Raw genomic sequence first — 26,044 nt, forward strand, 5'->3', positions numbered from 1 at the left:
GCGGGTATGCGGGCAAGGCGTTCCTCAGTTATCCTGATCCTCGGAAGCGCTCCTTTTCTGATCGTGCTTACAATTCTCCTATCTGTGCTGTATGGCGCGAAGAACATCGATTTAAGCACGATTCGCGAAGCGCTGTTTCATTTCGATCCGGGGAATGTGGATCATCAAATCATCATCCATTCCAGATTGCCTAGAGTCGTCGGGGCACTGCTCATCGGGGCTTTTCTCGCCATATCCGGGGCATTAATGCAGGGGATGACAAGAAATTATCTTGCATCCCCTTCTATTATGGGCGTCTCGGACGGTTCGGCATTTGCTATCACGCTCTGCATGGTATTTATGCCGGATTCTACCTCGGTGGAAATGATCCTGTATTCATTTATCGGCTCAGCGCTTAGCATCGTGATCGTCTTCGGGCTAGCCTCGCTGCTGCCTGGCGGATTATCTCCGGTACGCATGGCGATTCTGGGCACGATCATCGGTACGTTCCTGAGCAGCTTGTCCGCGGCGATCGCGACTTATTTTCAAGTTTCACAGAATATCAGCTTCTGGTACAATGCACGGCTGCATCAATTGAACCCGGATCTTATCAAGCTGGCAATTCCGTTTGCCGTTATAGGCATTGCGCTGGCCATCTGGCTGTCCAAATCAATTACCGTGCTGAGCCTTGGCGAAGAAATTGCCCTCAGCCTTGGACAAAAAACGAAGCTGATCAAATTAGCAACTATGCTGACCGTCGTCATTCTAACGGGGATCTCGGTAGCTCTAGCGGGGAAAATCGGGTTTGTCGGTTTGATCGTGCCTCATATTGTCCGTTTTCTGACCGGCGTGAATTACAAGTGGATCATCCCTTGTTCCGGCATCGTCGGAGCGCTGTTCCTGGCTCTCTGTGACATTCTTAGCCGGTTTTTGAATTATCCCTATGAAATGCCGATTGGAGTAGTTACGTCCCTGCTTGGTGTTCCTTTTTTCTTATATTTGATTCGAACCAGGGGGGACGGGAAGCGTGAATAAACCGAACAATCAACGTTTTGCTTGGGTGTTTATGATTGGGCTTGCCCTGATTTTAGCGGCAGCATATATCAGTCTGACGAACGGCACCTTCGATATCGGCATCCGGGATGTCGTTCGAACGCTGCTGCGGATTCATCCGCAGCCAGATCATGATTTGGTTATTTTTGAATTTCGGCTGCCGCGAATCGTCGTTGCATTGCTCGTTGGGGCAGGGCTAGGCATGGCCGGAGCTGTGATTCAGAGCATTACCCGAAATGGACTGGCCGATCCCGGTATTTTGGGGATTAATTCTGGCGCAGGGGCGGCGATGGTCATTTTCCTCTTCTTCTATCAAGGGCAAATTCGCGGTGACGGGTGGCTGTCCATTTTGGCGATGCCGCTATTTGGTTTGGCAGGAGGGCTTATGGCCGCGATTCTAATTTACATGTTCTCTTGGAAGAATGGCCGGCTGGAGCCGCAGCGGCTGCTGCTTACCGGCATTGCGATCGCCTCGGGATTAAGCGCGGTTTCCCTTTACTTGACTTTGAAAATGAACCCTGGCGATTTTGAAATGGCCGCGGTTTGGAATATGGGCAGCATTTATAACGCCAACTGGAAATATATCGCTTCCATGCTTCCCTGGTTATTGCTTCTCGTCCCGCTCATTGTGTGGAAGTCTTACATACTCGACTTGTTCCAGTTGGATGAAGATAGCGTAATTAGCGTGGGGATTGCGTCGGAAAAAGAAAAAGCTTTGCTCTTATTGGGCAGCATCGGCATTGTAAGCGCCTGTGTATCCGTCTCGGGCGGGATCGGCTTCGTCGGATTAATGGCCCCGCATATTGCAAGGCGCCTTGTTGGCCAGGCGCATCGGCATATGCTGCCGATATGCGGCGTAGTAGGAGCACTGCTTGTCATGCTGGCGGATTATATCGGCAGGACGGCATTTGCTCCGTCCGAGCTGCCGGTAGGCGTCGTAATAGCCTTGATTGGCGTGCCTTATTTCATATTTCTGCTTTACAGAGCCAAGGGCCGGGGCATTTCCTGAGTTTTGGCTTGCCGATTGCGAAAGATAAATTAAGAAGGAGAGTGGTTTCGTTGGAAAATAATAACCAGCCATTTACTTTGCCAAATTCGCATTATTGGGATATGCGCTCAACGGCAGCAAACCGCGATTATCGTATTTTTGCCTTTAAGCCGGAGGAGGCTCCGCCTCCCGAGGGCTATCCGGTCATCTATTTGCTTGACGGAAATGCATTATTTGCTACCATGGTGGATGCTGTGCGCGCACAATCGCGAGTTCAGAAGAAGACCGGCGTGTCTCCCGCCGTTGTGATCGGCATCGGCTATCCGAGCGATGCTCTATTTGATCCTGCGCGCTATTATGATTACACGATGCCGACGCAGCCTGATCAGATCATTCCCGGACCGGAGGGGAAGCCTTGGCCGGAGTTAGGCGGCGTCGATGAGTTTATCGCCTTTATCGAACAGGAGCTGAAGCCGGAGGTAGAGCGCCAATTTTCCGTTGATACCGGCAGACAGGCCGTATTGGGGCATTCGCTCGGCGGGCTGTTCGTGCTGCAGGCTCTGTTCGATCATTCGCATTTGTTCCAGACCTATATTGCCGGCAGCCCCTCGATTCATTGGAATAAATCCTATATGGCTGAAGCGGAGCAGAGGTTCGTATCCTGCATAGAGCAGGGAAATGGGCAGGCGGATAGCTCAAGCGGGTTCAAGAAGCTGAGCCTGCTAATCACTGCAGGCGAGCTGGAGCAGTCGCATCCCAGCCGAATGGTGGAGAACGCGAGCGGGCTCGCTGAGCGATTGGCAAAGCTGGCTGAGCAGGGGCTAGGGCTGCGTGTGGAATATGGTGAGATTGCCGGGGAAAGCCATATTTCGGTGCTGCCCGCATTGATCAGCCGCGCGGTCCGTTTTGCGCTGGTTCAAGCTGCAAACGGCTAACAGCCGCAAACAACCAGGTGAATTTGGCATCTATGAAAATTGTGTATTGTAGCCTGGCACAATGTGGGTTACAATGGTATGAAGAAAATGAGAATGATTATCATTAATGCGCTTCAGAATAAAGAGAAGTGGAGAGCTTTCAACCCCGGTTGAATAGCTTTCTTTTTCATACTATTTGGACAGCAAGTAGGGTTCAGCAATGAGGTTGACTGAAACGCTTTAGCCTGGCTGCTGTGAAAAAGGAATAAAAATAGAGAGGGGCTGAAATTAGGCCAATGAGTATGATGATTCGCCGTTTTTTTGCTTACTATCGGCCCTATAAGGGCTTGTTCCTGCTTGATTTCGGCTGCGCCTTGATCGCTGGCTTGCTGGAGCTTGGTTTCCCTTTGGTCGTAAACCGATTTGTGGACGATTTGCTGCCCAATGAAGAGTGGAATTTGATCGTATGGGCATCGCTAGGATTATTGGCATTATATTTGTTAAATACGGTTCTGATGTATATCGTCAATTACTGGGGGCATATGCTCGGGATTAATATCGAGACGGATATGCGCAAAAAGCTGTTCGACCATATTCAGAAATTGAGCTTCCGTTTTTTCGATAACACCAAGACAGGACATCTGATGTCGAGACTGACGAACGATATGATGCAAATTGGCGAAATGGCTCACCATGGGCCTGAGGATTTGTTCATTGCCGTCATGACGCTGGCAGGCTCTTTCACGCTTATGCTTACGATCAACTGGAAGCTGGCCGTACTCACCTTCGTTGTCGTTCCCGTCATCATTTGGCTTGTAGTGTATTTTAACGGCAAAATGACCAAGGCGATTCACCAACTCTTTACCGACGTCGGCGACTTTAACGCGCGTGTCGAAGATAACGTCGGCGGTATTCGTGTCGTTCAGGCGTTTGCGAACGAAGAGCATGAAAAGGAAAGATTCGCCGTAAATAATGGACGGTTTCGTCTGACGAAATTGTTCTCTTATAAGTTAATTGCTAAGAACAGCGCCATCAGTTATATGATGATGCGCCTGGTTACGCTGTTCGTCATGGTGTGCGGCACGTGGTTCGTCATTCGTGGTCAGCTCTCTTATGGGGAGTTTATCGGCTTTCTGCTGCTGACGAACGTCTTCTTTCGGCCGATTGAGAAAATCAATGCAATCATTGAGAGCTATCCGCAAGGCTTCGCCGGCTTCAAACGCTACGTCGAGCTGCTCGATACCGAGCCGGATATTGCGGATAGACCGGATGCCGTGGAAATCGGCGAGCTGCGGAAGGAAATCCGTTATGAGGGAGTATCCTTCGGATACGACGGCGAATCGTCTGTACTGAGCAATATCAACCTGACGATCCATCAAGGCGAGACGGTGGCCTTCGTCGGCCCTTCTGGCGCCGGGAAGACGACATTGTGCAGCCTGCTGCCGCGCTTCTATGAAGTGGAGTCAGGTTCGATTACGATGGACGGCGTGGACATTCGGGACATTAAGATGCAGTCGCTGCGCCATCAGATCGGAATCGTGCAGCAGGACGTGTATTTATTTGCAGGCACCATTCGCGAAAATATTCTATACGGGAAGCTGAACGCAACGGAAGAGGAGATTTGGGAGGCGGCGCGCCGGGCCCGTTTGGACGAATTTATCCGTTCCCAGCCTGATGGCATGGAGACGGTCATCGGCGAACGGGGCGTGAAGCTGTCGGGCGGACAGAAGCAGCGCCTGGCGATTGCGCGAATGTTCCTCAAGAACCCGCCTATTCTAATTCTGGACGAAGCTACCTCTGCGCTGGATACGGAGACGGAGCAGGTCATTCAGCAATCGCTGGCCGAATTGTCTGAAGGCCGGACGACGCTCGTTATCGCTCACCGGCTGGCAACGATCAAAAATGCCGATCGCATCGTCGTTGTAAACGAGGAGGGCATTGCCGAGCAGGGAACGCACGAGGAGCTGCTCGCAGCTCGCGGCCCGTACAGCCGTTTGCACCATGCGCAGTTTCAAAGCGTGGTCGGGGCTCTGTAATTCAATTCAGCTTGTCTAGGGAAGCAGATAATGTCGTTGTTGTAGTTAAGTTGAATATTGATATGAAGAGTCCGCATTTGATGCGGATTCTTTTTTTGTGGCCTAGGCTTGTTTCAGGAGTAATCGCTCATTTGGTAGCTCTTCGTAATTCGAATAGGAATGTCACGGTTTGCAATTTCATACGATTATTATTGTCGCGTTGAACGAAACAGGTTCTCTCGGCGTATTATCTATGATTTACCATCATAACAAAGATTGAGAGGGAGAGAGATGAACAAAAAAGGACGTATCGCCGTATCGATCATGCTTGCTGCGAGCCTGCTCATACCAATAGGAAGCGTGGCAGCAGAAAGTGTTAGCGCGTCGGAGCAGGAGAGCTCTCAGCTGGATTTCAGCCGGGAATACAAGACTACTAGAGAAACAGCTTCCAAGAAGGCAAAGCTGCTGGTAGAGTCATATGACACGAACAGTGTGCAGTATGCGCTAATTGATCAGGGGAATATCGTGATCTCCGGAGTGGTCAGCAAAGATAAGGCCGATGTGTCTGCTAAGACGATGTACGGCATCGGATCCACAAGCAAAATGTTCGCCGCAGCTGCAGTCATGAAATTAGTTGACGAGGGCAAAATCGATCTAGACGTTCCCGTCGTCAACTACATAACGGATTTTAAAATGAAAGACGCGCGCTATAAGCAAATCACACCGCGCATGCTGCTCAATCATTCCTCCGGGCTACAGGGAGGCGCCCTTGGCAACACGTTTTTGTTCGAGGATAGCGACACATACGCGCATGATCATTTATTGGCACAGCTTGCCGAGCAAAATCTAAAAGCTGAGCCGGGTGCATTTTCCGTATATTGCAATGACGGCTTTACACTGGCTGAAATTTTAGTAGAGCGTGTCAGCGGGCTTAGCTTCACCGATTATATCCACACGGCCTTTACGAAGCCATTGAAGATGAACAACACAAAAACGCCGCAGGATCATGTTAAAACAAGCCAGACAGCACCGTTATATTATCCGGTATATCCGGGGCGGCTGCCGAATGAAACCGTTAATGTCATCGGTTCGGGCGGTATTTATTCTACTGCAGAAGACTTAGCAAAATTCTCGCAAATATTCACAGGTCAGGTCGATTCCGTTATTAGCAAAAAGTCGGCTAGAGCGATGCAGCAGGAAGAATATAGAAAAGGAATGTGGCCTAAGGAGGCGGACTCGGCGTTTTCGTTCGGGCTAGGATGGGATACGGTGAACATGTTCCCGTTCAGCGAATATGGCATTCAGGCGCTGTCCAAGGGCGGTGATACGATTCTGTACCATGCCTCCCTCGTGGTGCTTCCGGAATATAATATGGCCGCGGCCGTGATTTCATCAGGCGGGGCCAGCACGACAGATCAATTGCTTGCCAATGAAATTCTCCTTAGCGCGCTTCACGAAAAAGGCGTCATTACTAAATTGAAGCCAGAGAAATCGTATGGAGTCCCTGTCAAGGCGGCCATGCCGAAAGAGGCTGCTGAGCATGCCGGTATCTATGGAGTGAGCAACGCACTAATGAAGGTGGACATCAACGAAGATAGCGAAATGATTGTATCCGTACTTAATATTCCGGATTATCCGGTCGAGAAGTACGTCTATACAGCGGATGGTTCTTTTGTAAAAGAGGATGGCAGCGCCAAAGCGAGTTTTGTTCGTGAACAGAACGGACGCACCTATTTATGGCTTAGAGACTATTCCGCACTGCCTGGATTAGGGCAGACGGCTATATCGCAATATGCCGCCGAGAAGCTTGAGGCGCATTCCTTGCCGGCCGGGGCACAGGCCGTTTGGAAGGAAAGGGAAGGAAAGAAATATTTCGCGGTCAATGAGAAATATTCCTCTGTTCTGTATTTGGCAATGATGCCTGTGCAGACTGTAGAGACATTCGCAGAGGCGCCGAATTATTTGCTGAACCGTAAAATGATTGACACGAACAAAGCGGTCAGCGAGCTGCAAATTCCGCTGATGGGCGGAAGGGATACGATGGAATACAACTTTTTCAGTCAAAACGGGCTGGAGTATTTAGAAATCGGCGGAAGCTTGTACGTTCGCGAGGAAGCCGTCAAGCCGCTTTATATCGGATCGCGGTCCTTCCTGACCATTCAAGACGAAGGATATGCGAGATGGCTCTCTGTTCCCGATGCTGCGGCCGGCCAGACGATGAAGGTAACGGTGCCATCCCATGGTTCGTTTGCCGTCTATGATGAGCATGGAATCTGTTTGAATTTTGAACGCGTCAGCGGCAGCAATACCGTTAACCTGCCGAAAAACGGCACGATCGTATTTGCGGGCGATAAAGGAGCAAAATTCCAGATCGAGTTGCAATGAATTTAAAAGATAGGTGAAGAGGGAGGGCTGATTAATGATCAGCCCTCCCTTTTTTCATGCATTTTTCGCAACGATCCCATTGCCTTGATAGCTCCATTTGCGATTAAACCGGGCTTCACTGTGCACCCAATACTGCCGGATCGCCTCATCGCGTTCCGGATTGGGATAGTATTCATGATAAATTGTACTGTCTGGACAGAACAGTATATTGTAGCCGCAATAAATGGCGTTAAAGCAATAGTCCGTTTCTTCAAAGTAGTGAAAATATTGTTCATCCAATAAACCAAGTTTCTCCAGCAAGTGTCTTTTTAATAAAAAACAAGCTCCATTTATCGCGAGGCATGCTCTTGTTTCTTCCAAGATCCCCGGTTCATTAGGACATAAAAAATATGGAGAGGTCCAATCCATGTTCGTCCCTACGCCGACTAATTGGTTAGCGCTATTAATTAATTTGGGAGCGACGATCGCTGTTTGTTCATCCCTCCAAAGGGCTTCAATCAGGGACGGCAGCCAATTTTCCGTTACAAATACGTCGGGATTCATAATCACGATCGTTTCCGAAGAACCGTTTACGATTCCGAGGTTAACCGCACTGGCGAAGCCCTTGTTTCGGCCGTTTTCGATCAGCTTAATATTGGGGTAGCTTTGTAGGAACTCCATGGTTCCGTCCGTACTTCCGTTATCGACTACGATGATTGCATAATCAGATGGCGTATATGTTCTTATCGCATCGAGGCAACGCTGAATGTAAGAAACTGAATTATAGGTCACAATCACGAGATCTGTCTGCACAAGATATCGCCCTTTCTGTATTCAATCTCATGTAGGTTGAATATCTCTTCAACATATGCACAGAGAGCGGCAAGCGATTGAGGCAGACAACCAATTTCGACGAATAGTTGTTTTGTGCAGTAAAAGGGCAAATGCCGATGTTCCCCTTCAAACCGGGGGAATAGACTGTGAATTATATGATATTTGGAGTGTGGTGACAGATGACCATTACGGTAATTACACCGGTTTTGAACGAGGAGACTTTTTTGCGGCTGTTTTTGGAAAGGGTAACCTCCTTTGCCGACGAGGTCCTTATCGTAGACGGAGGAAGCAGCGATAATTCCATTTCAATCATCAAGTCATTTATGAGGAAACATAATATTCGTTTGTTCACAAATAATCAAGGAACTGCTTATACGGATGAATGGAATGAATCCGAGGTTAGGAATTTTTTGGTGGATCAAGCGCAAGGAGAGTGGATCGCCAATATCGATGCCGATGAAATATTCGATGACGCCTTTGAATCAGTATTACCCGGTATATTAGCCCAAACGACTGCGCATGTTCTGAGATTTCCGATTGTAAACTTCTGGAGGGACCCGTGGACGGTGCGCGTTAATGCACCCAATGACGAGAGATGGTCGAATGATATTATTCGCATGTGGCGAAACGGGATCGGCATTCGCTACCAGGACCAGAAGCATCATTGTACGCTTAAAGGACCAAGCAGCGATATCTGGTCGTTGCCGTCCGAACGCATTGATGTACCGGTTTACCATTATCATTATGCTTTCGGAAAGAGATTCAAATTCAACGACAATCGCCGTGGAGATGTTAATTTATACGATAATACGGGCGACCCTGACTGGTCGTTCCGGCATGGCGAATATGATATCAGAACCGTGCCATTCTCGGGGCAGCACCCCCGAACCATTCGCAATTATTTAGGTATATAGAGAGCGGAAAGGTGGATCAGTGTGTACACGAGAGAGCAGCGAAGGTTATTAAGAATGTTAAGTGGAGCCATTCGATGGAAGAAAGGCAGACGGCGGGCGAGACTACAAAAAAGAGCATTGCTTCGAAGAATACATTACTGGGAAACGAGCAAAAACAAAAGACTTCGAGCCAAGCAGAATCGGAACACTTTAAATTCACCAATTCCAATCCATCCGCCTGCTGTCGCGGTTCAGCCGCATTCCTCAGAGAGCAACGAGACGTCGAATGCGAACTTAAACGAAGAACAGACCGAGAAGCAAAGCAGGATGCAGCAAGTGCCCTTAAAGAAACTACCGAAGGTCGATTATAAATTAAAACCGGCGAATCCTCCATTAGATCCCAACAATATTACCCTTTTCCGGTTTCCGATTATTGACTGGGATTACAGGTGGCAAAGACCGCAGCACATTGGCCAGCAGTTTGCCAGGCACGGGTACAGGGTATTTTATTTCGCGATTGAAACGATTCCGATCGGCAGTGCTGATGCCTCATTTGAGGATATACAATCAACGCTGCAGATTCGGGAGGCGGAGGAGAATGTCTGGCTTGTTAAATTATGCTCGTACAACAGCCTGAACGCATATCGCGACAAAATCAATCATCCACTGGATAAGCAATATATGCAGTGGTCGATTGAGGCCCTGAAGCAAACATTTCAAATCGGCCAAACCGCCTCGATCGTCGATCTTCCGTTCTGGTCCATGCTTGTATTCGACCTGGAGGACAATAAGGTCATATATGATTGCATGGATGAGCATGCTGGATTCTCAAACACCTCCGAAGAACTGCTCGCGCTGGAGCCTGCTCTAATGAATCGGGCCGATGCCGTAGTGGCTTCATCCGACGTACTCTACCAGAAAGCACGGGATCTAAATCCATCCGTTCATTTAATCCGAAATGCAGGAGAATTTGAGCACTTCTCCGTGAAACCAAGCTATACGCCTATCGATATTATGAAGGTTAATAAACCGACCATCGGATATATCGGAGCCATTGCCGACTGGTTTGACATGGAATTAGTGTATGAGCTTGCAAAAGGCAATCCGGATTGGAATTTCGTACTGGTCGGCGACACCTACTATAGCGATACTTCAAACATAAAGAAGCTGCAAAACGTATTCATACTGGGAGAGAAGCAGTATCATGAGCTTCCGGCATACCTGCATGCTTTTGATGTGTGCATAATTCCGTTTCTTATCAACCCCCTGACCTTGGCAACTAATCCGGTAAAGGTATACGAATATCTGTCTGCGGGAAAACCCGTAGTATCCACCCCGTTGCCTGAACTCGCTTCAATGAAAGAATATGTGTCTCTTGCAAGCGATGTGAAGGAGTTTGAAGCCGCCATCGCTAGAGGACTTCAAGAGTATGGTGAAGAGCAAGCAAGAGCAGTGGAGAAACGCCGAGAATTTGCGGCTGAGAATACGTGGAAACACCGGTACAAGGAATTCCATTCCATTATTCTTACTGTACTTTATCCCAAAGTTAGTGTCATTATCGTGACTCACAATAATTGGGGATTCACTGAACGCTGCCTAAATAGTTTGCTGCGGCATACCGCTTATCCGCGGTTTGAAATCATCATGGTCGATAATGCCTCAACCGACGAGACGGCAGCCCGTTTGCTGCAACTGACCTACCCTGATATCAAAACGATTCTGTTATCCGAAAACACCGGCTTCGCCGAAGCAAATAATATCGGAATTTTGAATGCTACCGGGAATTATGTCGTGCTGTTGAATAACGATACGATCGTATCCAAAGATTGGCTGCCTCGTTTGCTGCATCCATTCAAGATGGATCCACAAATCGCAGCCGTTGGTCCCGTGTCCAACTTTGTCGGGAATGACCAGAAGCTTGATTTCTTTATCGGGGATGAAATCCAGGGTGCGAATGAAATTTGGCTCGATGAATTCTATGAGCTATACGACCGAAGAACCAGATACACGGAAATGCTTGGTTTTTTCTGCGTCGCGATCAAGAAAGAAATATTCCAGAAGTTAGGCCCGCTGGATAAGAAGTTCGGTACTGGAATGTTTGAGGACGATGATTTTTGCCTGCGGATGCGATTAGCTGGTTATAGACTGGCCGTGGCGGAGGATGCTTTTGTGTATCATAAAGGCAGCGCGACATTTAACCAATGGGATGCAGAGCAGAAGAACAATTTGTTTCAGCATAATAAAACCTATTTTGAGGCCAAGTGGGGCAGGGAGTGGACGCCGCATGGGATGCCTTTATCATTGTTTATAAATATCGTCGATCCGGATCAGATTGCAGAAATCGTTGGGGCCAATTATCAAACCACGGTATTTGCTTCCTGTCCTGAAGATTGGAAGTACCCGAGGGAAGACTGGCAGGGCAAGCTGCTGCAGGTTTGTAATGATGAGACGCTGGTCATCGCCCGCGTGGGAAGCTATTTGGGCCAGCCGATTCATGGAATTCGCAAGATTGGCCCGAACTTATATTTCACGAATAATGAGAAGCTGCTGGAGAAAATAAATTTCAAGTCTATGTATGATTTTAGAGAATTCAAGCCTGGGGGTGAGCTCATTGGTGACGAACTCAGACTACTTACAAGCGTCTAGCACCGATGAGTACAAGAAAGTCTACGAATTGGAGCAGCCGCTAGTCACAATTTGCATCCCTACGTATAATCGTGCCGATTCATTATTGAACTTAAGCCTGAAGTCAGCTGTGCAGCAATCCTACACCCATTTGGAAATCATCGTCATCGGTGATTGCTGCACCGATCATACCGAAGAGGTCATCCGCCAATTCAATGATCCAAGAATCATATTCGAAAATAGAGCGAGCCGGGGAGAGTACCCCACCGAGACCTATCAGCACTGGCTCGTGGCGGGAAGCATCCCTACGAATCGTGCACTCGAGCTGGCTACAGGTCATTTTATAACCCACTTGGACGACGATGACGAATTTGCTGAAGACCGAATTGAGAAGCTAGTAAACTTCGCAAAAGAAACCCGTGCCGATTTGATTTATCATCCATTTTACTACTATGTCGTTCCGGAACACTGGGTGGTGAATGATGCAGAGCCGCTCATGTGCGCTAAAATTACAACCTCATCGATGTTCTATCATCACTGGTTAAAATGCATTCCTTGGGATCCAAAATCCTACCTGCTCAATGAGCCCGGGGATTGGAATAAAGTTCGGCGCATGTTGGAGCTCGGGATCAAGACGGCAAGATATCCAGAGCCTTTGACTATGAAGCATTAGGGAGTTGTGATATTTATGGATTATATTCCGTTTCTAAAGCCGAAAGTGGTTCCCAAACAATACTATCAGCATTATTTGGATGAAATTGATGCTTCAAGAATATATACGAACAACGGTCCTTTGAACAAAAGATTTGAAGAGCGGATGCTTCGGGAATATTTTAATAATGAGGGATCCGTCGTCACCGTTAGCAATGCGACAATTGGACTTCTATTAGCGATTTCCCAGTTGAAGCGGCAAGGCAAATATGCGCTCATGCCCAGCTTTACCTTTCCGGCGACACCGCTCAGTGCCATGTGGTGCGGGCTCGAACCCTATTATATCGATATCGACCCTGAACATTGGTGCATGGATGAACACTTGCTTGAATTGGCATTAGAGGAGCTAGGGGATGAGGCAGCCGTCGTCGTCCCATACGCAACGTTCGGAACGCAGCTTGACCTAGCTTACTATAATTCGTTGATACGGCGCGGCATTCCCGTTGTCATCGATGCTGCTTCAAGTTTCGGTACGGCGATAGAGGAGCAGGATCTGTCCAGTTTTGGAGGAGCCATGGTATTCAGCTTCCATGCTACGAAATCTTTTGGTGTTGGAGAAGGGGGCATTGTGTATAGCGGAGATGTCGAGTTAATTCAAAGTATACAACGCTCCACAAATTTTGGATTTAATGAAGAGCGAGTGTCAGGGCAATTGGGGTTGAACGGCAAAATTTCGGAATATACGGCTGCCGTAGGACTGGCGACTTTGGATGTGTTCTCTGAGAAAATCAAGATCAGGGAGAAGATCGGAGAATGGTACAAGGAAGCGTTGAAAGAATATAAGTTAGCAGAATCAGGCTGGAAGGTTCAAGCTGTTGCAGGTAAAATAGCTTATCAATTTTACCCGATATTATGTCCATTCGACCAAGAGAATAAGCATTATGTGAATAAATTGCAAGCATCGTCCATACAAGTAAGAACTTATTTCGCTCCACCGTGTCACCGGCAAAAAATGTTCGATTCCCATCCGCGAACATCGCTCGCAGTTACAGAAGAAATTAGCCGGCGGATTCTGAGTTTGCCCGTTTGGGAAGATATAAGACAGGATCAAATTGAGCATATTGTCAGGTGCTTGAACAATGACTGAGGCAAATTTGATTGTTTGGGGCTGCGGCGGCATGGGGCGGGAAATTCTCGCCCTATGCGAGGCGTTGGGCCGAAACGTTGTAGGTTTCCTTGATGAGCGTATAGAAATGCAAGGTCAAGTCGTTGATGATGTTCCCGTGCTTGGTGATATTTCACATATCGCTAATTACAGAAATGAAGTGGAGATTATTTGTAGTGGTGTCGGTGACCCGGCGCTGAAAAGAAAATTTATGTGCAAAACGAGGGAGGCTGGCTTTCGATTAGCCCCCTCGCTGGTTCACCCATCTGTTTATGTACCCCGCAACAGCCGGCTTGGGATTAATAGTATTCTTTGCGCCGGATCTATCATAAGCATTAACGTCCAGGTCGGTAATTTCGTCATCATTAATACGAATGTAACGCTGGCGCATGATGTGTCGGTTTCCGATTATTGCACGATTTCTCCGGGAGTCAATATTAGCGGTCATGTCTCCGTGGAAGAAGGCGTTTTTATCGGTACCGGATCAGCTATTCGCGAGAAGGTGAGCATAGGAGCTTGGTCAACGGTCGGGGGCGGATCTTTTGTTAAAAGTGACGTGCCGCCACAAGTTCTATATGCAGGAGTTCCAGCCGTATTCAAAAAGACACGGACAAATCCATAATGATGAATCCCCTTGCGATAAACATTGATTGACTAACCATATCCTCATGGTTGCAATCATAGTCCTTCGAAGGGGATTGTTATATTTATAGAAAGAATTTACTTAACCGATTACCGAACATATGGACCAGTTTAGATTTAACGACTCTCTTCATTTCAAAACCGAATTTGATTGTATTTGACCCATTTGCCGCTATATGCTTTGCTTCATGAATATGATCCCTGATCCAGTACAGAGTGTAGAGTATGGATTGTTCGTTCGCGTCTATTTTTATATAGTCGATTCCTTCTTGCAATATAAGCTGGTCATTGCGCGGGTTGGTTGTCACCAGAAGACATCCGGTAGCCATGGCATCCACAGCCGCCGTAGTCGGAAAACCATCTAAAGCCATGTGATCGCATGTACTGCAATTTATGAACACATCGCAGCTTTGGTACAGCGACTTTAACTGTTCAGGCGGAAGAATTCCATGGAATGTAAAACGTGTATTCGTTAACTGATTAAGCTGATCCTCCCAATTGCCTACAAGGTGAAGGTGGAAATCATCTGAATTAAGAAGATTATAAGCTTGAACAAGCAAGGGGAATCCTTTTCTCGGATAATTAAAGGCGCAGAAAACAAGCTGAATGGGACATGCCCACGATCGTGCAACGTAATTATATAATTTAGTATTAATGACAACAGGCTGATAGACGCTCGTTCTAATTTTTAAGAGAACATCTTCAATATTAGTAAAGACAGTGGAACAATGAGCGGCAACAATGTCCAGAAATTCAGCTCTAGTATCTTGCGCGAGACCGCCCCCGGGATACAGCGTCGTATGCAGCCTAATCTGCCGCTCGATCAAAAATGATCGAATATCCAAATGTGGATTTGAGCCCGGCATGTGAGTACCATCAGGGAGGGTACATGCTCCTAGCAAACTTAAGACGAGGTTCAAAAAAACGCAATAAACGTCTGTAATCTGTTCAGAAACGGCTAAATCCTTGAATTGAGAAAAAGGATGCACGACCGCCGGGAAATCGTCGAAGTAAGGTTCAGCAGCAAAAAATAGGGTGTCCGGACGCTGGGCATGCATCTGCACATTTTCCCAATACCGAAATCCGCTGAGCTTCCAAGGGAACCTGGTATCAATAATAGCAAGGCGGGACTTAGAGGGCATGAGTAGCGACCATTGCCTTACAGCTTACGGACAAGCCGCATGCTGTTATAGTCGCATAAATAAGCATACTCATCTCTTGCGCACATTTCATCAACCGCTCTCGTGACACCAGGAAGCTCTGCCCATTCATATCCAGGGCAATGTTTATAAGAGTAATCATGAAAAGCAATGATTCCTCCAGGAACCACCCTTGAAGCATAGTGGATAATATCGTGAACGACCCCTTCGTAACTATGGTCTCCGTCAACGAAGAGCGCTGCGATTTCGGTAGGACAGTCGTCGTAAGCCTCTTGGCTAGGTTTTTTTATTTTGTGAATGTGAGGTTCCAGGCCGGCATTTCGGATGTTTTCGTCAAAATCAATTTCATAGTTTGCAGGTAAAGCAGGGTGGTAGAAGGGATCGATGATGTGAACGGGACGTTTGCGTGTTGTTAGATATTGACTGCTTAGACCCAGTGCTATCGCACTTTTGCCTTTGAAGGTACCGATTTCAACGATTTCACCATCAAGATGATCTACAAGTAAAGGTAAATGGAGGAGGGCTAGAATTTCGAGCTCCATTAAGTAACCTTCCGTAGTCTTGATGATTTCAAGCAATTCGGAAAACTGATATTCGCCACTAAAATTCATTCTTTTCCAGCGCTCCTTTTTAATTGCTTTTTTGGGGTCGATGCTCACCTCATATTCCTGAGAATGCTTCTCGATTAAGGACAAGTCCGCTATGTTACATGCGGCAGGCGCAAGTACGAATTCATTTAACTTCTTCTCATAATAAAAAATAAAGTTCTTGCGGATATCCTGATCATATTCCTGGATAAACCGTATGCGATTTTCCTCGTAATTGGACAAATCAGCGACCCCGCAATCATGAACAGTCCAAGCGGTGTCCTGAGAAGGGATGCCAACCTCATAACCGGCCCTAGCAAATTCCATGCACTGTGATAAGTCATAAAAATCCCAGTCCTGAAATAAATCTTCGCGCCAAGGAATATCCAGCTGTGTCATGATCAGCAATCCATCGACCGCAGCAGCGGGCTGATAAGAGCGACCCTTTTCACTGTTATTGAAAGCAAGGAGTTCCATCTTGCCGGAGTGGCTGCCGTAAACCTGACCGTATTTCTCTGCGGCATCCCACCACATTCCGCTTGGCGGGATATAAGCAGAACCGATGACTCCCATAAGTCCGAGATTTGGATGCTGCTGAAAAATTTGAATCATATCATTAATGAAATTCTCATGGATGATGTAGACATCCTGATGCAAATAAACTTTATATTTCGCATCAGACTTATACATAGCCTTATTGTAGCCGGAGGTCATACTCTGAGCTCCGGAAACCGAAATGATTTCAATTTCGAATCCGTCGGGGATGTGAAGAGCCGAAATATGGCGAAGCGATTCTTGAAGTAGTTCCTGTTGGCTAACGCAATAAATGAAGCAAATTTTATGAGAATCCATGGCCTATGGCGTCATTCTCCTCTCCTATTTGGTAGTCCTCCATATATCTTTATATGATGAATGATACAGATGTGTTTATTTGTTAGACTATTCATTTAAAAATGGGTATGAAATAGAGCCCGAACAACTGACGGCTGTTTTGGATTGGGTGAAGAGGGCGGAAGGGATTGGGTTATACGGGGGGGACGCCAATTATTATACATGAAAGACCATTGCCGTTACGGAAACGCCTGGTTCGCCATTGGACAGGCTGTGTTACGATACGAATTCTGTCCTATGTATATAGGGAAAAATGTGGCTATCGAAGTAACGGCAATGATCTCGGCCATTCCTGCAGTTATCTGCCCAGATTGTCGGCGTCAAAAACAATTCCCGCATCCTGACGGGCTTGAACAACCGTTTCGATGACAGAACGGCTATGCTCTAACAGCTTATAGCACTGCTCGAAGTTTTGCGTTTCATACATTTGCTTGAAGGCAGCCAGTTCATAGTAAAGCAAATTATCATTCGTTTGTGCGTTTAATTCGATTTCCTGGCCGTTGGCATGCAAAATCAGCTTGCGGCAGCCATTTGCCCCGCGCTCTACATGAAGATAGCCCTGCTCGCCTTGAATGAGCACAAAATTCATGCCGTTCGTATCTTTGGAGCCTACGCATTCCGCAATAAATTCGGGGTATTTCAATACCAGGACACCTGAGGTATCTATGCCGTTCGGGTGCATATTTGCTGTGTAGCTTACCGATTGAGGCTCGCCGAACATATTCATGACAAAGTGCAGATTGTAAATGTTGATATCGGTGAGTGCGCCACCGGAGAACCGAGTGCTGAATACGTTTGGCGTCTCGCCGTTTAACAGCTGATTGTATCTGCTCGAATATTGGCTGTAATTGCATTGGATGAATTTGATCGTTCCGAGCTTATCCAGATGTTCTTTAGCCAGCTTGTAATTCGGCAGATGCAGGGTCGTAATGGCTTCGAACAGCATCCGGTTATTCTGCTTTGCGAGCTCAATGAGCTGATTGAGCTCATCGATCGTCGAGGTAAAGGGTTTTTCGCAGATGACGTGTTTGCCATGCTCCAGCGCCATGCGGGTCTGCTCATAATGCAGGCTGTTCGGGGAGGCGATGTACACGAAATCGATAAAGGGATCTCCCATGAGAGCTTCAAGCTCTGTATAAATCACGGAAATACCGTATTTATCGGCGAGCGGCCGGGCTGTCTCCTCCTTACGTGAGTGCATGGCCACGCAGTTGACATTCTCGATTTGTCTTGCGGCAGCCAGGAAGGTATCGACAATAAAGCCTGTTCCTATCGTTGCGATGTTCATATTAATTTTGCTCCTTTCAGCACGCTTCCATATAAGGATACCAGTTGATCGATCGTATGAACAGCTAAGTCGAATAGTAGGCTGAACCCCGGCTTAACCGTTTGCGGTCGGATTGGCTGTGTCTCCAATTCCGCTTATTTTGGCCGACACTTTTATCATGAGTGGGTTATTATACAAAAATAGGATAATTTGAGTTTATTTGCTATTTCAATGAACAGCATGGTAATATTTCCTTGTAGCTGCTCTACAATTTCAAATGAGGGAGAGAGGAGACTATTGTCATGCAGACCAATCCGTCTTTAAGCGAAAATCTGTTTTCTGAAGCATTCACAGAAAATCCGTTTCCGACCTATGAGCAAATGAGAGAGAAAGAGCCGATTATGCGTATGCTGTTTCCCGATGGGCATTATGGCTGGATCATCACCAGGTACAGCGATGCTGTTGAAGCTTTGAAAGATTCTCGTTTTGTGAAGGATATGAAAAATGCTGGGATTGAAAGAGATATGCTCTTTGTCAATAATAATATGTTGTTCTCCGATCCGCCGGATCATAAGAGATTGAGAGGATTGGTACAACAAGCGTTTACGCCGCAGCTGATTTCCGGCATGAGAGGACGGATCCAGCAAATCGCGGATGAGCTGTTGGTGGCGGTGGAAGGCCAGGAGACGATCAATCTGATCGATGAATACGCATTCCCACTGCCGATCATCGTGATCAGCGAAATGCTGGGCGTGCCGGAATCGGATCGAGATAAGTTTCGGGTCTGGTCGAATGCGCTTATCGAGCGTTCTGGCCAGGAACCTGATGAGGACGTGCGTGATTTAATCATGGAGTTCAGGGAGTATTTGGCGGACTGGTTTTCTAAAGTCAGAAAACAGCCGGGCAATGATTTGATCAGCCAATTAATTATTGCGGAGGAACAAGGAGATCGGCTCACGGAGAATGAGCTGTATAATCTTGTTATGCTGCTCATTATTGCTGGTCACGAAACGACCGTCAATTTGATCGGCAACGGCATGCTTGCGCTGCTCCAGCATCCGGATCAGCTTCGTTTACTGCAGAGCCGGCCCGAGCTGATTCATACGGCGATCGAAGAAATGCTGCGGTACAACGGTCCCGTTGAATTCAGTACTGGCCGTTGGGTCAGAGAGGATCTTGAGTTCAAGGGTGTATCCATGAAAAGGGGAGAATCAGTAATTATTTCCCTGAGCTCGGCAAACCGGGACCCGGAGCAGTTCAATGATCCCGATCTCTTTGATATTTCAAGGGAGAAGAGCCCACATCTGGCCTTTGGCAAAGGAATTCATCTATGTCTTGGTGCGCCGCTCGCCCGGCTGGAAGGGGAGATCGCGATCAACACCCTGCTGAAGCGATATCCGAATATTCGACTCAAAGCCGATGTAAGCGAGCTGGAATGGCGGCCGGGAATGATCGTCCGGGGGGTTAAGGAAATGCCGTTATATTTGGCGTAGGTCGTAAGGGCATAGTGCCAAGGGGGTGTCCCTCAAGTGATCATAGATGACTTAGGGGCGCCCCCTTCCTTTAGTTTCTCTTATAAAAGTTGCCGGATACTTAGCTGTTGTACACTAAATGGATTTCATTTATCTAATTATGCTCTAAACGAATGCTCAAGGAGATTAGGTGGATTTTATGCAGCTATAATCAAGAATTCATTCGATGATTGGCAAATTACCATCTTCTAACGGCATGAAATCCATTTAAATTTACATTGTCTTCTTGGTTGTAGAAACTAACTACTATAAATCCATTTAGATAAGTGTTGAACTATTAAAAATGGGTGTAGGGTAAGTAGAATGTTCCTGCGGGCTGCTGCTGCTCCCAGAGCTATTAGTACATAAAAGGTAGCAATACTTCTGGATGGTACGCAGTACGAAGCTATAGCTTATTTGGCCACATCCTTAACAACCGCTCGTTCCGCGCGTTTTTCGTCCGGTTTTTATTTTTGGGACTTATTTGTCAGTCCCTTTTTGTTACTCATAGCGATCCACAATTTTTCAAACTGGCGGAAGATGTTATAATAGGAACGTAAAATAATATAAGAAAGCGGGAACAACATGGGTCGTAAATGGAATAATATTAAAGAAAAGAAAGCATCGAAGGATGCGAATACGAGTCGTATATATGCGAAGTTTGGCGTCGAGATTTACGTGGCTGCCAAGAAAGGGGAGCCGGATCCTGAATCGAACCGGGCATTGAAGGTCGTGCTTGAACGCGCGAAAACGTATAACGTGCCTAAGGCGATTATCGACCGTGCATTGGACAAGGCTAAAGGCAGCTCGGAAGAAACTTATGTAGAGCTGCGTTATGAGGGCTTTGGGCCAAACGGTTCGATGGTCATTGTAGACACCTTGACGAATAACGTAAACCGGACGGCACCCGAAGTACGCTCGGCTTTCAACAAAAACGGCGGAAGCATGGGGGTAAGCGGCTCGGTATCCTATATGTTCGATGCCACGGCGGTCATTGGCGTAGCGGACAAAACGATTGATGAAGTTTTCGAGATTTTGATGGAAGCCGACCTGGACGTCAGGGATATCATCGACGAAGAGGACAACGTTATCGTCTATGCAGAACCGGATCAATTCCACGCGGTACAGGAGGCTTTCCGCGCTGCAGGCATTTCGGAGTTTACCGTGGCGGAGCTGACGATGCTGGCTCAGAACTATGTTAGTCTATCGGAGGACGTGCAGGCGCAATTCGAGAAATTGATCGACGCGCTGGAGGATTTGGAAGACGTGCAGCAAGTATATCATAACGTGGAGCTCGAGGATTAATCCTGGCTACCCATACAAAATAAAGCAGCTTAAATTCTCTGGTTTCAGAGATTTAAGCTGCTTTTTTCTGTTCTATATGAGCAATATCAGCCCTCGAACACGAGCTTTTCGATTTGCTTCAGCACCTGGCGAAGAGCGTGCTCCTTCTCCATGAATCCGATTAGCGAGCGGATCAATACTGGTTTGTGCTGCTCCGCCTGCAGTGCTTCCTGGAGCAGTTCGGCGGCTTCCTGCAGCTCGGCTTTTTTGAAATTTGTAATCTGCAGCTCAGGAATGGTGGTCATAAGATCATTAAGCAGGTCGGGCAGTCTGCGGCGTTTACAAATAGACTCTCCCTGCAGGGCAGATTGCATGTAGGCTTCCATATCTTCTTGTTTGAGCAGCGGAAGTCTGCTGGCCGCCTGTGTATTCGTAGCCATATCTTCCATGCAATGTACGATAAACTGAGCCACATCGCGAAGAATCAGAAACCTATTCTCGAATACCATCAGGAAGATAATTTCGCGAATGATTCCATTATAAATGAAGACAAGATCCCAGACGTTGGAGCGGATTCCTTCACCAAAAACCCGAATGAGGCTCTCGATGTTGCTTTTGAGCAGGCTGGCTCTCATTTGATACAGTATTGGAGCAACCTTGCCGTCAGGCGTCGAGAATTTCTTCATTTCCTGCATCATGTAATGGTTATTCAAGAAAAATTCGCATTGGCACTCCGTTTCACGGATAAAAATCTCCTTCGAGGAGAGCGTCTCATCGCTTTGGATTTGTTCCTTCCGCTCAATCATGCATTCCTGCTGCGATATTAAAATTTCAATCAGGATGTCTTCCTTTGAGCTGAAGAAATTATACAAGGAGCCTTTGGCTACGCCGCAGTCGTCAGCAATGTTCTGGATCGAGGTAGCAAGATAACCCTTTTCCAAAAAGAAACGCATGGCCGAATCCAGAATTTTCTGCTTAGTTACACTCAAAACCCTCACTCTTTTCCCTAAAAAAATGTTTGACATTGCTTCAAATTTAAGTAGAATTATTGTATTCAATGACCGGGTGGTTTTCTTAAAAACCAAGTAGTCATGACGAGTTATTTTGTTTCCACTATATATCCTAACATATATTTGGGGAAACCATTACAAAGAGAATGGAGAGAAAACAAACCGATGTCCAAAGACGCCATCAATGAACCGGCAGAGTTCTCTATTAAGTCGTTAATAGCGCCTCTGCTGGCTGTTATTCTGGGAATGATCATGGTTATTCTCGATAGTACGGTCATAAATGTAGCGATACCGAATTTGCAGCAATTTTTCGGCACCTCGCTAAAGGCCATCCAATGGACGATTACGGGGTATACCTTGGCGTTATCCGCCGTTATTCCGCTGGCAGGCTGGATGACGGATAAGTATGGGGCAAAGAAGGTATTCTTGATTACGATTACGTTGTTTACGCTAGGATCTGTGCTGTGCTCTTTGGCTCAGACCGCCGAGCAGCTCGTTATTTTTCGGGTTATTCAAGGACTAGGCGGGGGGATGGTTGCCCCAATCGGCATGGCGATGGTGTTCAAGCTGGCTCCTCCCGACAAGAGAGGGGCTGTCATGGGGATGCTGGGCATTCCGATGCTGCTTGCGCCAGCTTCGGGACCGATTTTGTCGGGCTGGTTAATTAAAGTCGCTTCATGGCATTGGATTTTCCTGATTAACCTGCCGATCGGCATCGCCGCGATCATTGTCGGTATTAAATTTCTGCCTAAGTTTGAGAGCAAGAAGGTTCCCGGACTGGATATCCTGGGGATGATCCTGGCACCGATCGCGTTTGCAACGCTGGCTTTTGGCGTAAATGAAGGAGGAACGGACTGGTCTTCCCCGGTTACGTTAACGGCACTACTTGTCGGAGGCATTGCACTCATTATTTTCATCATCGTAGAATTGAACAAGAAGGAACCGCTGCTCGAGCTGCGTGTCTTCGGGTCTTCTGATTTCACTAGGGGTGTGCTTTTGTCCTGGATCATGCAAGTCGCGCTGTTCGGCGCGATTCTGATGGTGCCGCTCTATTTGCAGAACGTAAGGGGATTTACGCCGCTGCAAAGCGGGTTCACGACGTTAGCCCAAGCGCTGGCTTCTATGACCATGATGCCGATCAGCGGAAGGTTGTTTGATAAATGGGGAGCGCGTCCGCTCGCCATGACAGGCCTCACTTTGATTTCCACGGCGTTGTTCCTGCTCTCGCAGATCAAGGTGGATACCCCGATGATCATGGTTGTAGTGCCGCTCATACTCATGGGGGCAGGCATGGGCATGACGATGATGCCGCTGAATACGCATATATTAAATTCGGCACCGCGCAAGCTCGTGAACCGGGTCACTCCGTTGACCTCGGCGACGCAGCAGGTCGTTACTTCCTTTGCTATCGCTGGATTGACGGGCTATTTAACTTCCAATATTACGAAGCATATGACTGCACCGGAGACAGCCGGAGATATCATGGCGAGCTCTACATTAGCCTTTGGCGAAACCTTCTTTGTGACGGCATGCATTGCGGTTTCCGGACTGCTGCTCAGCATTCTGCTGCGCAAGCCGCGGAACAAATCGGAGGATGAGCTATCCGAGAACGAGTCGATGCCGGATGCCAAAGCAATGATTTCACATTAAGCAGGATCGAGCTATCGGCCCTCAGACTTCTGTCTTGCAGAAGATTTGGGGGCCTTTTATATGTTCGGTTCGCGTTATTTTGACATTGTTCACAAGTGAGTCAGCTATTAAACTACTCCGCTCCGCTTCTGATATGTTATCATGAGGAAAGCATCCATGATGCTGAAACAGCCGCGTTAGAACGAATATCTCTGGAGAATGGATGGAGTATACATATGAAGTATCGCAATTTGGAAGAATGTGTAGTTGACTTGGAAAGGCACGGACATTTGGTCCGTATTCGCGAGGAAGTAGACCCTTATTTAGAGATGGCCGCGATTCATTTGCGCGTCTATGAAGCTGGAGGCCCGGCATTATTATTTGAGAATGTTAAGGGCACGAAGTATCGGGCCGTCTCTAATCTGTTCGGAACGATCGAGCGGAGCAAATTCATTTTTCGCAATACCTGGCAGGCCGCAGAGAACGTCATTGCTTTACGCAATGATCCGATGAAAGCATTAAAGAAGCCCCTGCAAAGCATGAGCTCAGGCCTGGCTGCGCTGACCGCGCTGCCGTTCAAGAAGCCAGGGGGCCTGCCGTCCGGCATGCAGGAGATACAAATCTCGGATTTGCCGCAAATTCAACACTGGCCGATGGACGGAGGCGCGTTCATTACGCTGCCGCAGGTGTATACGGAAGATCCGGACAAGCCGGGCATCATGAATTCCAATCTGGGCATGTACCGCGTGCAGCTTAGCGGCAACGACTATGAGATCAACAAAGACGTCGGCATGCATTATCAAATCCACCGCGGAATCGGCATTCATCAGGACAAGGCTAATAAGCAGGGGATGCCGTTGAAGGTAAGCTGCTTTGTCGGCGGGCATCCAGCGCATTCACTAGCCGCCGTCATGCCGCTGCCGGAAGGGATGAGCGAGCTGACAATTGCCGGAATGCTCTCCGGGCGGCGTTTTCGCTACGGGTATGTCGACGGCTATTGCATCAGCCATGACGCCGATTTCGTCATTACGGGCGAAATCCATCCCGGGGAGACGAAGCCGGAAGGACCTTTTGGCGATCATCTGGGATACTACAGCTTAATTCACCCATTCCCCGTCATGAAGGTACACAAAGTGTATGCCAAGCCAAATGCCATCTGGCCGTTTACGGTTGTCGGACGGCCTCCGCAGGAGGATACGGCGTTTGGTGAGCTGATCCATGAGCTGACTGGTGATGCCGTTAAGCTGGAGGTTCCAGGCGTGAAGGAGGTTCAGGCGGTTGATGCGGCGGGTGTGCACCCGCTGCTGTTCGCAATCGGCAGTGAGCGCTATACGCCGTATCAGGAGGTTAAGCAGCCAGCCGAGCTGTTGACCATTGCCAATCATATTCTAGGTACGAATCAGCTGAGCTTGGCGAAATATTTGTTTATTACCGCGGAAGAGAAGCAGCCGCTCAGCACGTATCGGGAAGTTGAATTCTTGAGCTATATCCTGGAGCGCATCGACCTGCACCGGGATATCCATTTTCATACGAATACGACGATCGATACATTGGATTATTCCGGCACGGGACTAAATACCGGGAGCAAGGTTGTTTTTGCGGCATATGGGGAGAAGAAAAGGGAGCTGTGCACAGAGCTGCCTGACGGGCTGAAGGAAATTCGCGGCTACGAAAATGTCCGTTTCGTCATGCCGGGCATCGTCGCTATGCAAGGACCTGCCTTCAAGGATTATGTCAGCGCGAATCGGGAAATCGAAGAATTAAGCAAGGCGATCGCGGCTAGAGGAGAATTCCCATCCTGCCCGATGATTATTCTATGTGACGACAGCGAGTTTCTGAGCGCATCCCTGAGCAATTTCCTGTGGGTGACCTTCACGCGCAGCAATCCGTCTCACGACATTTATGGAGTGAACAGCTATTACGATAACAAGCATTGGGCGTGCGACAACGTTATTATCGATGCCCGCAGCAAGCCTCATCAAGCACCGCCGCTCATTCCTGACCCGGCGGTAGAGAAGAACATCGAGCGCTTGTTTGTTAAAGGAGCGAGTCTTGGCGGAATAAAGATAGGGTAGATTTGAGGTAGTTGGTTGTCGTCGGTTTGTCGCCGGCTGTGTGGCTTGGGTGGCTGGGCTGGGCAACTGGATATATGCAATCCCAAATGGACACAGGGGACGCTATTTGTGAAATAACGAGGAATCTTGAGAGCTAACGGACCTGCGTTCCGCTATTGATCTATAAAACCTGTTTATTGGAATCAATTTGGTCGAATAACGGAACCAGCGTCCGTAAGCACAGAGAAAGAAGCCTATTTCAACAAATAGCAGATCTCCTGTCCGTTAGCGGATGACCAGTCCCACTAACCCTCAAAACCACCCTATGAAAATAAGGGACTATATAAGATGAAATCTTTCAGAAAGGAAGCTGCTTCGAGAGTTTGAACCTATATCATCTAAAGAATCTAGCGGGGTCAACTAATATAGTCATGAATCTACTCTTCTAAAATATTTGTTTGCCCCCCTCCTAATATCTAGTTTCCTAGTATGAGGCGTGAATATGATATTAGAGAGCTGTATCCTTGG

Annotated in this window: 19 protein-coding genes; 14 read left to right on the forward strand and 5 right to left on the reverse strand. The window is 47.6% G+C overall.

Going from position 1 to position 26,044, the window contains the following annotated elements:
* Positions 1-6 precede the first annotated feature (6 nt).
* The 5 genes from ACYUJT_RS06250 (at position 7) to ACYUJT_RS06270 (ending at position 7,334) form a co-directional block, all read left to right on the forward strand.
* A complete protein-coding gene (locus ACYUJT_RS06250; RefSeq protein WP_460319794.1) occupies positions 7-1,014 on the forward strand; it encodes a FecCD family ABC transporter permease in 1,008 nt (335 codons plus the stop codon).
* Positions 1,007-2,041: a FecCD family ABC transporter permease gene (locus ACYUJT_RS06255; RefSeq protein WP_460319558.1), complete on the forward strand. Its 1,035-nt coding sequence runs from the start codon at positions 1,007-1,009 to the stop codon at positions 2,039-2,041. Before ACYUJT_RS06250 ends, ACYUJT_RS06255 begins: the two co-directional genes overlap by 8 nt.
* A gap of 14 nt (positions 2,042-2,055) precedes the next feature.
* Positions 2,056-2,955, forward strand: a complete 900-nt coding sequence (locus ACYUJT_RS06260) for an alpha/beta hydrolase (protein WP_460319795.1) — start codon at positions 2,056-2,058, stop codon at positions 2,953-2,955.
* Positions 2,956-3,239: 284 nt separating this feature from the next.
* Positions 3,240-4,970 carry an ABC transporter ATP-binding protein gene (locus tag ACYUJT_RS06265; protein WP_460319797.1) on the forward strand — a complete coding sequence of 577 codons (1,731 nt, stop codon included), beginning with the start codon at positions 3,240-3,242 and terminating at the stop codon, positions 4,968-4,970.
* A gap of 270 nt (positions 4,971-5,240) precedes the next feature.
* A complete protein-coding gene (locus ACYUJT_RS06270; RefSeq protein ID WP_460319559.1) occupies positions 5,241-7,334 on the forward strand; it encodes a serine hydrolase domain-containing protein in 2,094 nt (697 codons plus the stop codon).
* Between the two features lie 54 nt (positions 7,335-7,388).
* Here the strand turns inward: ACYUJT_RS06270 and ACYUJT_RS06275 are convergent, their stop codons facing one another.
* A complete protein-coding gene (locus ACYUJT_RS06275; RefSeq protein WP_460319561.1) occupies positions 7,389-8,105 on the reverse strand; it encodes a glycosyltransferase family 2 protein in 717 nt (238 codons plus the stop codon).
* A gap of 221 nt (positions 8,106-8,326) precedes the next feature.
* Between ACYUJT_RS06275 and ACYUJT_RS06280 the strand changes: the two genes are divergently transcribed.
* The 5 genes from ACYUJT_RS06280 to ACYUJT_RS06300 all read left to right on the forward strand — a co-directional run bounded on the left by ACYUJT_RS06280 (position 8,327) and on the right by ACYUJT_RS06300 (position 14,103).
* Entirely contained in the window at positions 8,327-9,061 is a 735-nt protein-coding gene (locus ACYUJT_RS06280) for a glycosyltransferase (protein WP_460319562.1), read from the forward strand.
* Between the two features lie 117 nt (positions 9,062-9,178).
* On the forward strand, positions 9,179-11,686 hold the full coding sequence (locus tag ACYUJT_RS06285) for a glycosyltransferase (protein WP_460319563.1): 2,508 nt from the start codon (positions 9,179-9,181) through the stop codon (positions 11,684-11,686).
* The gene (locus ACYUJT_RS06290; RefSeq protein ID WP_460319799.1) at positions 11,655-12,338 is read left to right on the forward strand and encodes a glycosyltransferase family 2 protein; all 684 of its coding nucleotides are present in this window, start codon (positions 11,655-11,657) and stop codon (positions 12,336-12,338) included. Before ACYUJT_RS06285 ends, ACYUJT_RS06290 begins: the two co-directional genes overlap by 32 nt.
* A 15-nt stretch (positions 12,339-12,353) precedes the next feature.
* On the forward strand, positions 12,354-13,463 hold the full coding sequence (locus ACYUJT_RS06295; RefSeq protein WP_460319564.1) for a DegT/DnrJ/EryC1/StrS family aminotransferase: 1,110 nt from the start codon (positions 12,354-12,356) through the stop codon (positions 13,461-13,463).
* A complete protein-coding gene (locus ACYUJT_RS06300; RefSeq protein ID WP_460319565.1) occupies positions 13,456-14,103 on the forward strand; it encodes an acetyltransferase in 648 nt (215 codons plus the stop codon). Before ACYUJT_RS06295 ends, ACYUJT_RS06300 begins: the two co-directional genes overlap by 8 nt.
* Before the next feature lie 85 nt (positions 14,104-14,188).
* On the opposite strand, the gene ACYUJT_RS06305 is transcribed toward ACYUJT_RS06300, so the two are convergent.
* The 3 genes from ACYUJT_RS06305 to ACYUJT_RS06315 form a co-directional block, all read right to left on the reverse strand.
* Positions 14,189-15,181: a glycosyltransferase gene (locus ACYUJT_RS06305; RefSeq protein ID WP_460319566.1), complete on the reverse strand. Its 993-nt coding sequence runs from the start codon at positions 15,179-15,181 to the stop codon at positions 14,189-14,191.
* Between the two features lie 101 nt (positions 15,182-15,282).
* Positions 15,283-16,722, reverse strand: coding sequence for a glycosyltransferase (locus ACYUJT_RS06310; protein WP_460319567.1), 1,440 nt, complete (start codon positions 16,720-16,722; stop codon positions 15,283-15,285).
* 337 nt (positions 16,723-17,059) lie between these two features.
* Complete coding sequence (locus tag ACYUJT_RS06315) at positions 17,060-18,049, reverse strand: Gfo/Idh/MocA family protein (protein ID WP_460319569.1); 990 nt, start codon at positions 18,047-18,049, stop codon at positions 17,060-17,062.
* 281 nt (positions 18,050-18,330) lie between these two features.
* Here ACYUJT_RS06315 and ACYUJT_RS06320 point away from each other — a divergent pair, with 281 nt between their 5' ends.
* Entirely contained in the window at positions 18,331-19,521 is a 1,191-nt protein-coding gene (locus ACYUJT_RS06320) for a cytochrome P450 family protein (protein WP_460319570.1), read from the forward strand.
* A gap of 603 nt (positions 19,522-20,124) precedes the next feature.
* Positions 20,125-20,844, forward strand: a complete 720-nt coding sequence (locus ACYUJT_RS06325; protein ID WP_460319572.1) for a YebC/PmpR family DNA-binding transcriptional regulator — start codon at positions 20,125-20,127, stop codon at positions 20,842-20,844.
* Positions 20,845-20,930: 86 nt separating this feature from the next.
* Here the strand turns inward: ACYUJT_RS06325 and ACYUJT_RS06330 are convergent, their stop codons facing one another.
* A complete protein-coding gene (locus ACYUJT_RS06330; protein WP_460319573.1) occupies positions 20,931-21,812 on the reverse strand; it encodes a TetR/AcrR family transcriptional regulator in 882 nt (293 codons plus the stop codon).
* A gap of 186 nt (positions 21,813-21,998) precedes the next feature.
* On the opposite strand from ACYUJT_RS06330, the gene ACYUJT_RS06335 reads away from it, so the two are divergent.
* Positions 21,999-23,483 carry an MDR family MFS transporter gene (locus ACYUJT_RS06335; RefSeq protein WP_460319574.1) on the forward strand — a complete coding sequence of 495 codons (1,485 nt, stop codon included), beginning with the start codon at positions 21,999-22,001 and terminating at the stop codon, positions 23,481-23,483.
* A gap of 215 nt (positions 23,484-23,698) precedes the next feature.
* The gene (locus ACYUJT_RS06340) at positions 23,699-25,537 is read left to right on the forward strand and encodes a UbiD family decarboxylase (protein ID WP_460319575.1); all 1,839 of its coding nucleotides are present in this window, start codon (positions 23,699-23,701) and stop codon (positions 25,535-25,537) included.
* Positions 25,538-26,044: the final 507 nt, after the last annotated feature.

This window comes from Paenibacillus sp. YSY-4.3 (genome assembly GCF_054767475.1).

Excerpts from the sequence above, each read along its gene's own strand:
- ACYUJT_RS06300 (WP_460319565.1), top strand. The coding sequence starts at position 13,456 with ATGACTGAGGCAAATTTGATTGTTTGGGGCTGCGGCGGCATGGGGCGG.
- ACYUJT_RS06280 (WP_460319562.1), top strand. The coding sequence starts at position 8,327 with ATGACCATTACGGTAATTACACCGGTTTTGAACGAGGAGACTTTTTTG.
- ACYUJT_RS06325 (WP_460319572.1), top strand. The coding sequence starts at position 20,125 with ATGGGTCGTAAATGGAATAATATTAAAGAAAAGAAAGCATCGAAGGAT.
- ACYUJT_RS06250 (WP_460319794.1), top strand. The coding sequence starts at position 7 with ATGCGGGCAAGGCGTTCCTCAGTTATCCTGATCCTCGGAAGCGCTCCT.
- ACYUJT_RS06310 (WP_460319567.1), bottom strand. The coding sequence starts at position 16,722 with ATGGATTCTCATAAAATTTGCTTCATTTATTGCGTTAGCCAACAGGAA.
- ACYUJT_RS06270 (WP_460319559.1), top strand. The coding sequence starts at position 5,241 with ATGAACAAAAAAGGACGTATCGCCGTATCGATCATGCTTGCTGCGAGC.
- ACYUJT_RS06320 (WP_460319570.1), top strand. The coding sequence starts at position 18,331 with ATGCAGACCAATCCGTCTTTAAGCGAAAATCTGTTTTCTGAAGCATTC.
- ACYUJT_RS06305 (WP_460319566.1), bottom strand. The coding sequence starts at position 15,181 with ATGCATGCCCAGCGTCCGGACACCCTATTTTTTGCTGCTGAACCTTAC.
- ACYUJT_RS06340 (WP_460319575.1), top strand. The coding sequence starts at position 23,699 with ATGAAGTATCGCAATTTGGAAGAATGTGTAGTTGACTTGGAAAGGCAC.
- ACYUJT_RS06315 (WP_460319569.1), bottom strand. The coding sequence starts at position 18,049 with ATGAACATCGCAACGATAGGAACAGGCTTTATTGTCGATACCTTCCTG.
- ACYUJT_RS06335 (WP_460319574.1), top strand. The coding sequence starts at position 21,999 with ATGTCCAAAGACGCCATCAATGAACCGGCAGAGTTCTCTATTAAGTCG.
- ACYUJT_RS06295 (WP_460319564.1), top strand. The coding sequence starts at position 12,354 with ATGGATTATATTCCGTTTCTAAAGCCGAAAGTGGTTCCCAAACAATAC.
- ACYUJT_RS06265 (WP_460319797.1), top strand. The coding sequence starts at position 3,240 with ATGATTCGCCGTTTTTTTGCTTACTATCGGCCCTATAAGGGCTTGTTC.